Source organism: Phocaeicola paurosaccharolyticus JCM 15092, assembly GCF_000613805.1.
GTDB lineage: Bacteria > Bacteroidota > Bacteroidia > Bacteroidales > Bacteroidaceae > Phocaeicola > Phocaeicola paurosaccharolyticus.
Genome location: NZ_BAJR01000005.1, coordinates 15,227 through 31,219 on the forward strand (window position 1 = coordinate 15,227; position 15,993 = coordinate 31,219).

General features: G+C 37.5%; 9 protein-coding genes. 4 read left to right on the forward strand and 5 right to left on the reverse strand.

Annotated elements, in window-relative coordinates:
* Window positions 1–2: 2 nt before the first annotated feature.
* The 3 genes from JCM15092_RS14820 to JCM15092_RS17420 are packed head-to-tail and all read right to left on the reverse strand — an operon-like array spanning window position 3 to window position 3,063.
* Entirely contained in the window at window positions 3–1,718 is a 1,716-nt protein-coding gene (locus JCM15092_RS14820) for a glycoside hydrolase (protein WP_148296592.1), read from the reverse strand.
* A gap of 35 nt (window positions 1,719–1,753) precedes the next feature.
* On the reverse strand, window positions 1,754–2,818 hold the full coding sequence (locus JCM15092_RS14825; protein ID WP_235782263.1) for an AGE family epimerase/isomerase: 1,065 nt from the start codon (window positions 2,816–2,818) through the stop codon (window positions 1,754–1,756).
* Complete coding sequence (locus JCM15092_RS17420; RefSeq protein WP_235782264.1) at window positions 2,770–3,063, reverse strand: hypothetical protein; 294 nt, start codon at window positions 3,061–3,063, stop codon at window positions 2,770–2,772. The genes JCM15092_RS14825 and JCM15092_RS17420 overlap by 49 nt, the downstream gene beginning before the upstream one ends.
* A 225-nt stretch (window positions 3,064–3,288) precedes the next feature.
* Here JCM15092_RS17420 and JCM15092_RS16505 point away from each other — a divergent pair, with 225 nt between their 5' ends.
* The 4 genes from JCM15092_RS16505 to JCM15092_RS03920 are packed head-to-tail and all read left to right on the forward strand — an operon-like array spanning window position 3,289 to window position 11,566.
* The gene (locus tag JCM15092_RS16505; RefSeq protein ID WP_084488443.1) at window positions 3,289–4,473 is read left to right on the forward strand and encodes a ligand-binding sensor domain-containing protein; all 1,185 of its coding nucleotides are present in this window, start codon (window positions 3,289–3,291) and stop codon (window positions 4,471–4,473) included.
* 2 nt (window positions 4,474–4,475) lie between these two features.
* Window positions 4,476–7,238, forward strand: a complete 2,763-nt coding sequence (locus tag JCM15092_RS14830) for a hybrid sensor histidine kinase/response regulator transcription factor (RefSeq protein WP_051532480.1) — start codon at window positions 4,476–4,478, stop codon at window positions 7,236–7,238.
* 16 nt (window positions 7,239–7,254) lie between these two features.
* Entirely contained in the window at window positions 7,255–8,988 is a 1,734-nt protein-coding gene (locus tag JCM15092_RS03915; RefSeq protein ID WP_159101369.1) for an alpha-amylase family glycosyl hydrolase, read from the forward strand.
* Window positions 8,989–9,037: 49 nt separating this feature from the next.
* Window positions 9,038–11,566: a glycoside hydrolase family 9 protein gene (locus JCM15092_RS03920; RefSeq protein WP_024993522.1), complete on the forward strand. Its 2,529-nt coding sequence runs from the start codon at window positions 9,038–9,040 to the stop codon at window positions 11,564–11,566.
* Window positions 11,567–11,632: 66 nt separating this feature from the next.
* Here the strand turns inward: JCM15092_RS03920 and JCM15092_RS03925 are convergent, their stop codons facing one another.
* Window positions 11,633–12,955: a TolC family protein gene (locus JCM15092_RS03925; protein ID WP_024993523.1), complete on the reverse strand. Its 1,323-nt coding sequence runs from the start codon at window positions 12,953–12,955 to the stop codon at window positions 11,633–11,635.
* Window positions 12,948–15,983, reverse strand: a complete 3,036-nt coding sequence (locus tag JCM15092_RS03930) for an efflux RND transporter permease subunit (protein WP_024993524.1) — start codon at window positions 15,981–15,983, stop codon at window positions 12,948–12,950. Before JCM15092_RS03930 ends, JCM15092_RS03925 begins: the two co-directional genes overlap by 8 nt.
* Window positions 15,984–15,993: the final 10 nt, after the last annotated feature.

Here is a 15,993-nt window from a genome sequence, read left to right on the forward strand (position 1 = left end):
TATTATTCAGTAAATATAGAAATAAAACTAATAGGTTGTAATAAAATCCTTACAAATCCATCGGTTACATTAACTTTGCTCTCTTTCATAGACTCTTTAGAGTTAGTAACATATACTCTAACACTTTTCACATTATCAGGTAATCCTTTAATTGTCGCTTCACGGCTTGCTCCATTATTCACCAAATGAAGTGCATACTCACCTCTAACTATGTTTGCAAAAGCTGCAACATTTACATTCTCTTTATTAACCTTAGCAGGTATATGCATAGACTCTTCAGGTGTTGATGCAAGTTGTTTTATATTCCAGAACCTTTGAGTCGTTCTTAATGGTCCCTCAGTTCTAAAAATGCCATCACCCAAAAGAAGTGAATAATCTGATGTGAGTTGCCACTGAAGTATAGATTTAGGTTGACTAAGTGCACATATTCTCGTATAGAGGTTTATCTCATATAGAGCGAACGTAGACTCATTGAAAATCTCAGGATATCCATATGCTGCCGCATCAGTACTGCCCTCACCAACTATGAGTGGCACATTGAGCTTTCTTGCAGCTTCTCTCCATTTAATCAGTGTTACATCATCACAGCCTCTCCAAGAGTGGAAAGACACTGCACCAATATATGGAAGTGCATTTATATCATTAAGTGCTGGAACTATAAAGTCATACGTTGTAGCATCTGAATTATCTCCAAGTAGCAGTTTTGTTGGCAGAGCTCTTTTTGCAAGATATTCACCAAACTCTTTAATGAAATCACAATGTTCCTGTGGAGTATGTATTATGTCAATACCTAAATCAGATTCATTGAAAGAGAACATATCTATCTCAATGCCGCAATAACTTTTTATATATGATAAATAATCAGCTATAGATTTATATATTTTCTCCTTTTTGCTGTTATCAAGTCTGTAGGCCTGTATGCCACCTACACGTTTATAATTTTCTGGTCTACCATCAATAGCCCAAACAGGTGGAAACCAACAACTCAAAATCACAGGCATTCCTTTAGCTTTAAGTTGTCTTGCCATCTCAATACTCTCATAAAGATGCTTGATAAGTTTACCATTCACTGCATCTTTTATTGGATCTGTATTCTCATTAGCTTGCCATGCACTCCAAGGGAATTCAACACGACCATAAGCAACACGTATATTATTCAAGCAGTAGCCAATGACCTTTTGATCTTTATCAGGACTCTGTAATCTGAAATTTCCTCCCATTCCTGAGAACAGATTTCCTGGGTTCTTAACATCAAGCTCAACAACAACCCCTTCATGATCTATCTTTCCGTTTGTATTAATCTCTATTGATACACTATCTTTTTCACCTCTCTGTACACCTTTAGCTAACTCGATATATATAATCTTAATTCCATCTCTCTTATCAATAAATGATTTCAATGATTTGCTTAATTTAAACTCTAGCTCTCTTGTTGATGATTTTACCCCTATTTTTCTATTACTTATTGAAATCTTTGCATCATTATAGTTCTTTGAAGATATGTCAATACGAAAATAAATCGGTTCATTAATGGTAGTATCAGCCTTATATGTCAAATCGACCTTAACTTTCTTTGCAGATACATCTTCTACTCTTTCATTAAACTCGATATTTCTTACTCTTGTTATAACATTTTGCATGTTATTCTCTCTGTGATATTTTGGACGTACCTGTTTCTCTTTTCCTGTGGCCTCGATATCACCATTCAAATTTCCCACAGCCAAGGAAGATTCAAAATCAATAAGTTCACCATCTACCTAACGCCGGTCATATTACCCCATGCCATTACCTCTGTTTGTGAAGAGATACTATTAGATAATCTAGTATCCACTTCAAATCCCATTCTGCCATTATGGTAAGGACAATTCCAAAGTGATATTTTTGCTTCCTTAATGTTTGGTATGCCCTCCTCTGATACAGAACGGAACCACTCACCATATTTATTATCTACATGGTATTTTTTTATAAATGACCAGAACCGATATGCGTAATCAAGATATTTCTCATTACCGGTAATTTTATAGGCATTTATGCATCCTAAAACAGATTCAGCCTGACACCACCACGATGAGTCTTTACGGTAATGCTCTCCATTACGTTCATACATCATCGATCCCATTTTGCTGACACCCTCTTTAAGGGCTACATCAACCATATCGACAGCAATCTTGCTAACCTTTTCAATAACCTTCTCTTTACCTAGTACCTCTGCTGCTTCAGACAAAAGCCATGATGTCTCAATATCATGTCCGTAAGAGTCAATATCGGCTAAACTATTCCAGTTATTATCACAATATATTATTAGATGTTTCCTTTGGCTGTCATAGAGCTTTGTTGTAAGCAGATCTATAAGTGATTCAAGTCTATTCTTTAATGCATCGTTTTTCCAAACTCTATATAGAGAAGTATAAGCCTCTAGTACATGAATATGAGTGTTCATGGTCTTAGTAGCTGTTCCGTCACCATCATATCCAATCTTTTCTGGAGTCTTCCAATCTCTTGTGAATGACTCGATGTAACCATCCAACTTATGGTCACGTACCTTATCTTCAAGAACATTATATATCTCAATCGCTTTTTGCAAGCTCTCACTATTCCCTGTAGCTCGGTAATGTTCACTTAATCCATAAATAGCATAAGCCAAGCCATATGTCTGCTTAATGTCTCCATTTTGAGGAGTGCCGTCAGCATTTATCTGCCAAAAGGTACCACCATATATAGGATCTATAAAATGATCTATAAAATATTTTTGGGCTCTGTTTGCCATATTTAAATATTCATCACCACCATATAGCGATATGCCTGAGAGAAGGTCCATAGAATACGAGCATTAAGTACACCTCCTTTAGGTGCATTCTTATCAGGAGTTCCATCACGATAGACAGTACCATAAAATCCTCCTGAAGGATCTACACTATAATTGATCCAAAAAGGAAGAACACTCTCTTTTATGTTTGAAACCACTTCTGAACGAAAATGATTAACCTCTATCTTTTTTGCTATTAGTGAGAAAGGAAAGAGAGAGAGGATTAGAATTGTAGTTAATGTTTTGACCTTACTCATGGTGACTATTTTTAAATTATATATCACAAATTTACATTTATTAATCACTTCTCATCTTTATACTTTGAATAATATCAGGATATTATGTATCCAATAAGTATACTATTTGTAACCACGCCCTCTATATGAAACAAATCAAGACTGAATTAGATATATATTGTTACCATACTCCTATTCAGCATTCAATAATAAATTATTAAATTTGTTATATATAAATCTTTATACATGAATAAAACGACTACATATATTTTACTCCTGTTATTATTAGTATTACCATCCTCTTTGACAGGTGCTCAGATTACTGAGAGTGAGAATATAATGTTTCACAAAATACCAAATAAATTATCTAGCCAAAGTATAACATCAATCTTTAGTGATTCGCATGGTTATATATGGATTGGTACTACTTACGGACTTAATAGATATGATTCATATTCTTATCAGAACTATTTCAACAGTAATGTTGGATTACCCGACAACGATATACGTGATATATTCGAGGACCCTGATGGGAATGTATGGATAAATACACGACTTGGCTACTCCATATTTGATTATAGCTTAGGTACCTTTAAAAATGACGTAAAGAAGAGATTAAAAAAGTTCAACATTGATTCTCCTTCAAGGATGCTTGTTGGATCCGACAATAACAGAAAATATATATACAGCTACAACACAACACAACTTTTTATATACAATCACGAAAACAAAACATCTAAAAAAACTCCTCTGCAACCAAGACCTATAACTAGCATCTTTGTTTCGGACAACAGAGTTTACACAACCTATTTGGATGGTTCTCTCTTTTATACAGAGATTAGCTCTGGAGAAACAAGAAGAGTCCCAATACCTGATAAATGGGTAGGCGAACTAAAAAACAGAACTATTAAAGTATATGTTGACAATGAAGGTGGTTTATGGCTCTACACATACCAAAACACTTTACTACTATACAAGAAAAACCATAACTCTCAATGGGAAGAGATAGATTTAGGTGTAGATACCAGATCGTTCAACAGAATAAAGAGTATAGAACAGGATAAAGAGGGGTATATATGGATTATCTCAAGTCATAATGGTGTATATAGATACCACATAGACACAAAAAAAATAGAGAACATGCAGAATCACTATCTGCAGAACCACTCTATAAATAGTAACAATTTAAGTGCTTTACATATAGATAAGGATGGTATAGTATGGATTGGTAACTTCAAAAAGGGAGTAAACTACTATGTACCAAACTCACAGGTGATACTTAATTATCAATATGAGAGATACAATGACATTACAGCTTTTGCAGAGACAGATAGACATCTATATCAAGGCACCGATGGAGGAGGATTAATTGAGCTAGATAAAAGAGATGGCACAAGGAAAAAGTTGAATTTTCCTGCAACATCATTGTAACAATGAAGAAAGACTCGCAGGGTGTTTTATGGATGGGATGTTACCAGAATGGTCTTGTAAGCTTCGATAATGGAAAGATAAAACACTACAACACTAAAAACAGTGCTATGAAAGATGATGATATTTATGGCATAGTCGAAAGTGATAAAGGAGAAATATGGATGGCTTCTTTGAATGGTCATATAATGATTCTTGATAAAAAGAGTGGAAAGATTAGCTCTATTGATTTTGACGGAGCTACAAATTTTCTGGATCTTGTTGCAGGCGAGAAAGGTGTACTTTATGCTGCTTCATCAAAAGGAATATTGAAGATAAATACAAATACAAGAAAATATAAGTGGATTGATGATAAAATATTCGCTCCATATTCTCTTAACGGATCAGAGATACAAACACTTCTTTATGACAGCCGTGGATGGTTATGGGTTGGTCATTCTAATGGTGTAACAGCAATTACCAAACAAACTAAAAAAGTACTATTCTTTAATCAGAAGAATGGGCTTCCTATAAATAAGGTAAAGTCGATTATTGAAGATGATAACAACCAGATTTGGATTGGTACCTGTAACGGTATAACACGAATAAACCTATCTCAGAATACTCCTAAGTTAGTGAGCTATGGCATTGACGACGGATTGTTATATGCCGATGTAAATGAACGTGCAATGTTCAAGAACATAATAGGAAATATTCTTATTGGCACTCCAAACGGATATATGGAACTTGTTCCACAAGAGATACTTAAAGATGAATACAATGAGAGAGTGGTGCTCACTCATATTGTAGAACAACATACGCACGAATCAAGCCCTACAAACAGAACAATACCTGAAGGGACTGAGAAACTGACTATTGGTTCCGACATAAAATATTATAGTCTGAATTTCTCTACACTAGACTTCAAAGAGAAGGGAAAGATTATCTATTCATATTGCATAGACAGTGACAAGAACAACTGGACTGATATGATGGATAATAAACTTGATATCTCATTATTGCCTCCGGGAACATATAATCTTAAAGTAAAAGCACGTAACGTAGATGGTATATGGAGCAGAAAGAGTCTTGAAATGACTATATCTATACTGCCACCATGGTGGAGAACAAAGATTGCATACTCCATATATCTAATAGCTGTTATAGCATTTATTACTTTCATATTTATTCAATATAAAAGAGCACAGAAGAGAAAAGTATTACTCAAGAACATAGAGTTAGAGAACAAGCAATCTCAGAAAATTAACGAGATGAAGTTGCAGTTCTATGCAAACATAAGCCATGAACTGCGTACTCCCCTATCTCTAATCATAGGACCTTTGGAAGAGTTTGTTAATGAGAACCCTCAATATGGCACAGGAATCCTACAGATTGCGCGTAATAATGCCGGTTATCTTCTTGAACAGATAAACCAGTTACTTGACTTCAGGAAACTTGATGCTGCAGCCGAGAGCTTGCAGTTGAAAAATGATAATATCATAATTCTACTAGACTCAATCTTCCACTCATTCGATATCCTAGCTAAAAAGCACAATATAAAATACACTATACAGCTGCCACAGAAGCCTATATTTATAGATTTCGACTACGAAAAGGTAAAGAAGATAATAAATAATCTATTGAACAATGCCTTCAAGTTCACTCCTGATAAAGGAGAGATACGAATGACAGTTGATATTAAGGATAATCAGTTGAACATATGTATTGCTGACACAGGATGTGGAATAGATAATGAGTCTAAGGATAAGATTTTCCAACGTTTCTATCAGAGTAAAAATTCAGTTGAGGGAAATACAGGAAATGGTATCGGACTACATATCGTAAGTCGTTATGTACACATGCACAATGGCAGTATAAGTGTACATGATAATACTCCTTGCGGATCAATATTCCAGGTATTATTGCCTATAAACCAACTGCAGCAAGATAAACGAGAAGATGAAACAATACCTGAAAAAGAGTATAACAACACAGATAACGCGCCATATAGCATTCTTCTAGTTGATGATAACCCGGATTTCATAAGTTTCCTTAGCGATACACTAAGCTCAAAATATCGTATTCTTACTGCTGAAAATGGAGTCAATGCTTTGAAGATTATTGAAGAAGATGATATCGATTTGATTGTTAGTGATGTTATGATGCCGGTAATGGATGGTCTGCAGCTCTGCTCTACATTGAAAAATGATATTCGATACTCACATATACCTATTATTCTGCTCACAGCAAAGGTGAATGATGAACATCAGCAAGAGGGACTTGCTATTGGTGCAGACGACTATATTACAAAGCCATTCAGCGTTGAAATTTTGAAACTGAGAATAGAGAAGCAGATAACAAGAAATAAGGAACAACACTCTCTGTTCGATAGACAGATGGAAATAGAGCCAAGTAAGATAACAATAACTCCGCTTGACCAACAGTTTATAAGTAATGCTATTGCTATAGTTGAAAACAATATAGAGAATCCGAACTTCTCTGTTGATGAACTATCTATACATCTCAATATTTCTCGCGGCTATCTGTATAAGAAAATGGTGAAGATTATAGGTAAAAAACCTATTGAGTTCATCAGGATAATACGCTTGAAGCGTTCTCGACAGCTACTTGCTGAGAGCCAAATGCAGATAAGTGAGATTGCTTATATGCTAGGATATAACTCGCCTAAACTTTTCGCAAAACATTTCAAGGAGGAGTTTAAGATCACTCCTAGCGATTATTTAAGGAAAGTAAACAAGGAGAGCAATGATGATAAATATGAAATCTAATTTTAATACTATTAATATGAAGAACATCTTCACACTTTTATTACTCCTCTTTGCCATATCGGCAAATGGAGAGAAAATTACCGGAGAATATAAGATTCCGGATGTGCCTGACTGGGCTAAGAATGCGGTGTTTTACCAAATATACCCACAGACATTCTCAGATTCAGATGGTGATGGTATCGGCGATTTAAACGGTATCATCAATAAACTGGACTATGTAAAATCACTTGGAGTTGATGCAATATGGTTGAATCCATTCTTTGACTCACCTTTCAATGATGCAGGATATGATATACGTGACTACTATAAAGTTGCTCCAAGATATGGAACAAATGATGATGCAAAACGTCTGTTTGATGAAGCGCATAAAAGAGGACTAAAGGTGATATTCGACTATGTAATAAGCTATACAGCTATTGACCACCCATGGTTTAAAGAGTCATGTAAAGAGGAGAAGAACAAATACTCAAACTACTATATCTGGACAGAGACAAACTGGATTGATCCTCCAAAAGAGTTTGCTGGCTCATTCATTAAAGGGTATGCAAGACGCAACGGACAGTTCATGAGAAACTTCTTCTGGTCTCAGCCTGCTCTTAACTTTGGATTCTCCAACCCTGATCCTAATGAGAAGTGGCAGTTACCTACTGACCACCCCGATGTTAAGGCAATGAAGGAGGATCTGAAAGATGTGTTACGCTTCTGGATGAAGATGGGAGCAGATGGATTCAGAGCTGATATGGCAGGTGCATTGACAAAGACATCACATACCAATGGTAATGAACAGTTCTTCAATACACGTGAAAATGCTACAAAGTTATTCTGGAGAGAGATTAGAGCTCTTCTTGAGAAGGAATATCCTCATGGATTTATGGTAGCCGAGTGGTCCTACCCTACAGATGCTCTCGATAAATGCTTCCATGTGGATTTCTTCCACTGGTTTAATGGATATAATGATCTATTCCAGAAAGAGAGTTGGCGTATTCTGAATGGTGTGAGCCAGGGACACAGCTATTTCGATGTCGAAGGAAAAGGTAATATAACCAACTTCCTTAAGAGCTATATGGGTGAATATGAGAATACAAAAGGTAAAGGATATATCTCTATTCCTTTAGGTAACCATGACAATGCCCGCCTTGGTAACAAACGTTCCGATAAAGATCTGGAGATTATTTATGCCTTTGGATTTACTATGCCGGGAGTTCCATTCCTGTATTACGGAAATGAGATTGGTATGAAACAGTTGCCTACAACATGGCCACAAGTAGAGGGTGCATATCAACCAAGAAACGGAGCACGTACACCTATGCAGTGGAACAACACCAAAAACCTTGGTTTCTCAACGGCAGATGCTTCAAAACTATATTTACCTGTAGACCCCGCTTCAGACGCTCCTAATGTGGAGAGCCAGGAAAAAGATGAGAACTCGTTACTTAACAAGACAAGAAAACTTATTAAGTTGAGAAAGAGTGAACCTGCCTTAGCTGACTATGCAGAGTTCGTTCCTCTGTATGCCAAGGAGAATACTTACCCATTTGTATATGCTCGTGCTGCTGGTGATGATGTTGTCTTGGTGATGCTCAATCCTAGAGGTGAAAAAGCAGATGCGACATTTCAGGTCGATGTGAAATACAAAAAGACAAAACTTCTTGCAGGTGACAAGTTCGATATCAAGTCAAACAAAAAAGAGAAAAGCATAACTATCTCAATGCCGGGACAATCATATGCAATTGTCAGACTTGTTAAATAGTTAGGATTACTAAAAACAGAAATTAATTAATTCCTAATACATTATCAATATGAGAAACATTTTTCATCGATCATTATCGTTAATGGCAGCAATCTGTTTAACAAACATGATGTTTGCGCAGAAATTTGATCTCACCGAATCTGGATATTTCAAAAACAGAGGTGTAGATGTAATGGCTTTTGATGATATCTACCCTGAAGGTCATCAAGGTGGAGTTAGTGTCATAATGAATGGTCACAGAGTAGCGACAAACGGAGATATACGCTTAGAGGCAACTCCGGGACAGTGGCAACCTGTACCAAAACAACTAAGTAGAACATTAGATGCAAATAGCATAACAGCTACTCTATGCTATCCAGATTCATCAAGACATCTTACAGGTTTCAATCCTATGATATATCCTGATCTGAACCTGAAATATACCGTAAGGACTGAGAGTAAGGGTGACTATATAGAGGTTACAGTAGATCTCGAAAAATCCATTCCTCAGGAGTTTTTAGGAAAAGTTGGATTTAACCTTGAGTTCTTCCCAGGATCGCTGTTCGGCAAACCTTGGATAATGGACAATATGAGCGGTATATACCCTCAGCAACCAAATGCACCATTATTAACTACATCACCAAACTATTTGCATACCGGGAATTACCATAATGGAAAAGCTCCTTTGGCAGATATTAATAGGTTGGTAGGTAAAGGCTACTCTCCTATCGTGGCTGATGATGTTATAGCAGAACCATACTCAATAGGCACGAAGTTTACATCACGTCCTGATGATCCATATAGCAAGCTGACAGTAGAGTCACTTACAGGTGATCTGAAACTCTACGATGGTCGAATGAATCACAATAATGGATGGTTTGTTCTTAGAAGTGAGATTAAACCTGGTGTAACTAAAGGTGCTGTAAAATGGATTATTCGTCCAAACGTAGTAAACGACTGGATATATAAACCTGTTGTTCAGACTTCACAGATAGGTTACCATCCAAATCAAGAGAAGGAAGCTGTTATTGAAATGGATGTCCGCGATACAAATATCGGAGAAGCACAGCTTATACGAATTAATTCTGACAAAGAGAGTGTTGTTAAGAGTATAACACCAAAGAGTTGGGGCAAATTCTTAAGATATAACTACCTTAAAGTTGACTTCTCAGATGTCGAGGAGGCTGGACTATACAGAATTAAATATGGAGAATCTCTGTCACCAATATTCAGAATTGCAAACGATGTATACGACAGAGGTGTTTGGCAACCTGTAATAGAGTACTTCCTGCCAGTACAGATGTGTCACATGCGTGTAAACGAGAAGTATAGAGTATGGCATGACTTCTGCCATATGGATGATGCAAGAATGGCTCCTGCCACAAACCACATCGACGGATATGATCAGAAAGATGGTTTATCAAAATACAAACCATTTGAAGAGGTCCCTGGAGTAAATGTGGGAGGTTGGCATGATGCTGGTGACTTTGACCTACGCATAGAGTCACAGGCTGGTGAGACTTATATATTGTCATTAGCATACGAAGCATTCCATCCTGAGATAGATGCCACATCAATAGACCAGATAAAACATATCACAGAGATTCACCAACCTGATGGAAAGAATGACATTCTACAACAGATTGAGCATGGTGCTTTGAGCGTTGTAAATGGTTATCTCTCTCTAGGAAGACTTTACAGAGGCATTATATGTAACAGCTTGCGTCAATATGCTATGTTAGGTGATGCATCTGCTATGACCGATGGAAAGATTGGCAATGATGATGACAGATGGATATTTACAGAAGATAATCCATATCGTGAGCTTACAACAGCAGCAAATTTAGCTGCCACTTCCAGAACTTTAAAAGGATTCAATGATACCTTGAGCGTTCATTGTCTGAATATTGCACGTACAGTATTTGATAAGACTAATGTTGACAGGTTCTCAATGATAGCAAAAATTCAGGCTGCAGTAGAACTTTATATTGCTACCGGAGAGGCTAAGTATATGAACTTCTTGCTTGATAATCAGGAATTGATAGTAAAACAGATTGATCGTACAGGTTGGTTTACAGCAAGAGTTGAGAAAATATTCTCACAGATGAAGAATAAAAAGGCTATTGCTTTTTCAAAAGCTTTCCGCAATTCACTATCTGTTGCAAAGACTGCTTTAGATAAGAGAGTAGCAGAGACTCCTTATGGCGTTCCTTATCGTCCACATATCTGGGGTGCAGGATGGGATATTCAAGGATTTGGATTCCAGCACTACTTCCTTGCAAGTGCTTATCCTGAGGTTTTCTCAAAAGCCCCTATATTCAATGCACTTAACTTTGTACTCGGATGTCACCCAGGTTTAAATCAAGCTTCTTTTGCTTCAGGTGTTGGTGCTGAATCTGCGACAGTTGGTTACGGCTTGAATCGTGCAGATTGGTCGTACATCCCTGGTGGAGTTATTTCAGGAACAGCACTTATCAAACCTGACTTTCCAGAACTGTTAAGATTTCCATTTTTATGGCAACAGACAGAATATGTACTTGGAGGAGGTTCATCACACTACATGTTCCTTGTTCTTGCAACACAAGCTCTTCTAAAATAGGTATTTGATTAAATAAAAAAGATGCATCAGGAGAGTTCCTGATGCATCTTTTTATTGCTAATATATTTAGTTTTTGAGATAACTCATTATATTACCGCTAATCTGCATCAATGATATCTCACACATCTTTGTATTATATTCAGCGGCAAGTATTCTCTCCTCTGCATCCAGAAGACTCTTCTGTGCCTCACGCATCTCGAATCCTGAAAGGTCACCTAGCAGATAACGCTCGTGAGCAATATCATAGTTCTCCTGAGCAGCTATAACATTCTGACGTTCAAGGTATAGAACTTCTATATTATTTCTGTATGCCTGCCACAGATTATTAAAGTTTGCACGTATAGATAGCTCAACATCTTCACGCTCAAGTTTTTTTGATTCAATCTTTAATCTAGCATTCTTTCTATCAGCAGCACGTTTACCATCAAAAATATTGAAACCTACTGTCACTCCCGTACTCAACCCCCAGTTATCCACCCTCTTGTTGGCTGCAATTTCATACTTATACCTATTTAGATTATAACCGGCGTTGATCTTTACATAAGGATAGTTACGTGATAACACCTTCTTCAGATCCAGCTGCGCCATACTGGAACTTTGGTCTGATCTTAGCAAATCAGTATTATTCATCAGCATATTACTCTCAAGTTGGTTGTAGTTCAGAGAAACATCAACATCAATAATTGTGTCAGGTATGAATATCTTGTCATTAACCTGCGCATTAGCCATCAGTTCATTAAGACGTATAACCGAACTCTTCAGGGTCTCCTGTTGTTTCATATATTTTGCAGAGTCAGCATTGAAGTCAACCTTAGCCTGCTGATAGTCAAGTTTAGAGAAGTTACCAATGTTATAACGTTCCTCAACAATCCTCATCCTCTCTTTTGACAGCTTAACCGCATAACGGAAATTCTTGAGCCTAATTTTCTGCTGTATAAAGTTATAGTATTCTGATGCCATCTCAGCCATGAAGTCTTCAATAGATATTCGTGTCTGTAGCATACCCTGCTCTTTCATCAGTTTTAGCTGTTTATAATTTGTCCATAGCCCAAACCCATCGAACACAGTCCAGTTAAGTTGCACTCCTGCCCTGAAATCCTCATCAAGATAGTTATACGATGATTTTGTCTCACCACTTGCTCTAGCTGTCGACTTCGAAGATGTTACATCGGCTCCATATCCTGCACTAAGATCTACAGTCGGAAGGAGTCCGGCATATGCAGCATTAGCTGTATTGGCACTTGCCTGTTCATCATTCTTTACTATCCTTATTGAATAATTCTTCTCCAGACCAATCTCAAGACATTTTCTTAATGAATAATGCTGTTGAGCAAAGACTGAAAGGGATGAAAAAAGTGCAAATAATGATATATATATTTTCTTATTCATGACGCTTTATATTTTTTCTGTTAGTTGAGATGTAGCTATAGATAGCAGGAACAATAAATAGTGTAAGAAGCGTTGACACAACCATTCCTCCTGCGACAGCAACACCCATAGCTATACGTTGGTTACATCCTTCACCCGAAGCAAAAGCAAGAGGAAGTAGTCCTAAGATTGTACAAGCACTTGTCATCAAAATAGGACGTAAACGTTGAAGTGATGCCTCCTTGATGGCCATCATCTTATCAATACCTGCCTCCTGCTTCTGATTTGCAAACTCCACAATCAAGATACCATTCTTAGCTACCAGACCTATAAGCATAATTATACCTATCTGGCTGAAGATATTCATTGTTATATCTCCGAAGAACATGAATATCAATGCTCCTGCAATAGCCAGAGGTACTGAGAGCATTATGATAAATGGATCTTTGAAACTCTCAAACTGAGCTGCAAGGATAAGATAGATAAGTACCAATGCAAGAAGGAAAGCGAACATAAGACTTGATGAGCTCTCTCTATACTCCTTAGAATCACCTGTAAGTGAAGTACGGAACGTATCATCCAAAACATCTTTTGAAATCTTATCCATCTCTTCAAGTCCCTGTCCTATTGTCTTTCCTTTAGCAAGACCTGCCGATACTGTTGCGGAGACAAATCTGTTATATCTATAAAGTTTAGGAGGAGCTACCGCATCATCAAGTTCTATAAGATTATCCATCTGCACCATATTGCCATCGCTACTTCTTAGGTAGATAGCTTTCAAGTCGGCAGGCTTGTTTCTCTGCTGACGGTTTATCTCTCCAAGAATCTCATACTGCTTACCATTCATATAGAAATATCCCATACGCTGTCCACTCAACCCATATTGAAGTGTCTGTGCTACATCACGAGTGCTTACTCCCATAATAGTAGCCTTATCACGGTTTATATTTATATGCGCCTCAGGCATACTGAACTTAAGGTCCACATCAGCCATCTGGAATGTAGGGTTATCATAAACCTTAGCCATAAACTTAGGTAATATTTCCTGTAGTTTCTGGATATTTATCGCCTGAAGAACATATTGAACAGGCATACCACCTCTTCTGCCACCAAACGAACTCTGCTGTTGTACAAATGAACGGGCTTTTGTTTTCTTCTTTACCGCAGCAGTTAGTCTATCGGCAACGTCCATCTGCGAATAATCCCTATCTTTCAGATCTTTCAGTGTTATTCGTATATTACCGCTACCACTTGATACACGTGCGGTAACAGACTCTGCGTCAGGAATTATTGAGTCAACAAGATCATTGATATCCTCTGTATAATCTCTCATAACCTCGTATGTAACACCTTCCGGTCCACTTGTATTTATGGTTATAGATGATCGGTCTTCAAGAGGAGCCATCTCAGCAGGTATAGTTTTCCATAGCCATGCTATTAAGGCAAAGGTTACAATAATAAATGGTATTGATAAAGTACGATGATCTAGGAACCAGCTTAATCCGTTGGAATACATTCTGTTCATTCCGTCAAAGAACGGCTCTGTTATCCTATAGAAATAATTCTTCTTTTCTTGCTTGACAAGAAGTTTTGTCGCAAGCATTGGAGTGAATGTAAGTGCTGCTACTGCAGATATGATGACAGAACCGGCAATAACCAAACTGAATTCACGGAACAATCGGCCTGTTGTTCCTTCCATGAAGACAATCGGGAAGAATACGGCAACCAGTGTTATTGTAGTGGAGATAACTGCAAAGAATATCTCTTTAGACCCCTCTATACCTGCTTCCTTAGGATTCATTCCCTTCTCAATCCTAATGTATATATTCTCAGTCATAACTATGGCATCATCAACTACAAGCCCCACGGAAAGCACTATGGCAAGCATGGTAAGCACATTTATTGAAAAGCCTGCCACATACATCACAAAGAAAGCTCCGACAAGTGAAACAGGAATTACAATACATGGTACCAGTGTTACACGCCAGTCACGTAAGAATAGGAATATTATTATTATAACAAGGACGAATGCGATATAGACAGTATCTTTTACCTCATTTATAGAGGCACGTATAAACTTTGTATTATCGAATCCATAACTATACTTGATGTCACTGGGAAGATCCTTTTCCATCATCTTCATACGATCGTAAACAGCATCTGCTATATCGATATGGTTAGCACCTGGTTGTGGCACTACAACTATTCCGACCATCGGAACGCCATTCATCTTCATATAACTCCTTATGTCTGCAGAACCCAATTCTGCCCTACCTATATCCGAGAATCTGATAATCTGATTACCATCTTTCTTGATAATAAGGTTATTGAACATCTGAGCAGTATGCATCAGTCCCATAGTACGTATGGTCAGCTCTACACTGTTTCCTTCAATACTTCCTGAAGGTAGCTCAATATTTTCTCTGTCAATAACATTCTTAACATCCATAGGAGTTATTCCATATCCTGCCATCTTAACAGGATCAAGCCATAGGCGCATAGAATATCTATTCTCACCCCATATACCTACACTACTCACATCAGAAATTGTCTGCAACTGCTCCTTAACTGTAAGCGAAGCAATCTCACTCAACTCCAATAGATTTCTTTTGTTACTCTGAAGAGCAACCATAAGTATAGGCATTGCATCAGCATCAGCTTTTGATACTGTAGGAGGATCACAGTCACGAGGAAGGAAACGTTGTGCTCGTGATACCTTATCACGAACATCATTAGCTGCAGTCTCAAGGTCGACAGATAGCTCAAACTCCACAGTTATGCTGGAACGACCTTGCTGGCTGACACTTGTAAGTGAACGAATACCGGGGATACCGTTGACATTCTGTTCCAGAGGTTCTGTAATCTGATTCTCTATAACATCTGCATTTGCTCCAGGATAGGAACATTGAACAGATATGATAGGATTATCTACAGATGGATACTCACGTACACCTAGATAGGTATAACCAATAAGGCCCATGAGCAATATAATCAAAGTAAGAACGGTAGCAAGTACCGGACGACGGATACTAAGTTCTGATATATTCATATGCCTGTCC

Bases quoted from the DNA above. Each gene is read 5' to 3' on its own strand.
- JCM15092_RS14825 (WP_235782263.1), bottom strand. From the start codon at position 2,818: ATGGACCTTCTCTCAGGCATATCGCTATATGGTGGTGATGAATATTTA.
- JCM15092_RS17420 (WP_235782264.1), bottom strand. From the start codon at position 3,063: ATGAGTAAGGTCAAAACATTAACTACAATTCTAATCCTCTCTCTCTTT.
- JCM15092_RS16505 (WP_084488443.1), top strand. From the start codon at position 3,289: ATGAATAAAACGACTACATATATTTTACTCCTGTTATTATTAGTATTA.
- JCM15092_RS14830 (WP_051532480.1), top strand. From the start codon at position 4,476: ATGAAGAAAGACTCGCAGGGTGTTTTATGGATGGGATGTTACCAGAAT.
- JCM15092_RS03915 (WP_159101369.1), top strand. From the start codon at position 7,255: ATGAAGAACATCTTCACACTTTTATTACTCCTCTTTGCCATATCGGCA.
- JCM15092_RS03920 (WP_024993522.1), top strand. From the start codon at position 9,038: ATGAGAAACATTTTTCATCGATCATTATCGTTAATGGCAGCAATCTGT.
- JCM15092_RS03925 (WP_024993523.1), bottom strand. From the start codon at position 12,955: ATGAATAAGAAAATATATATATCATTATTTGCACTTTTTTCATCCCTT.
- JCM15092_RS03930 (WP_024993524.1), bottom strand. From the start codon at position 15,983: ATGAATATATCAGAACTTAGTATCCGTCGTCCGGTACTTGCTACCGTT.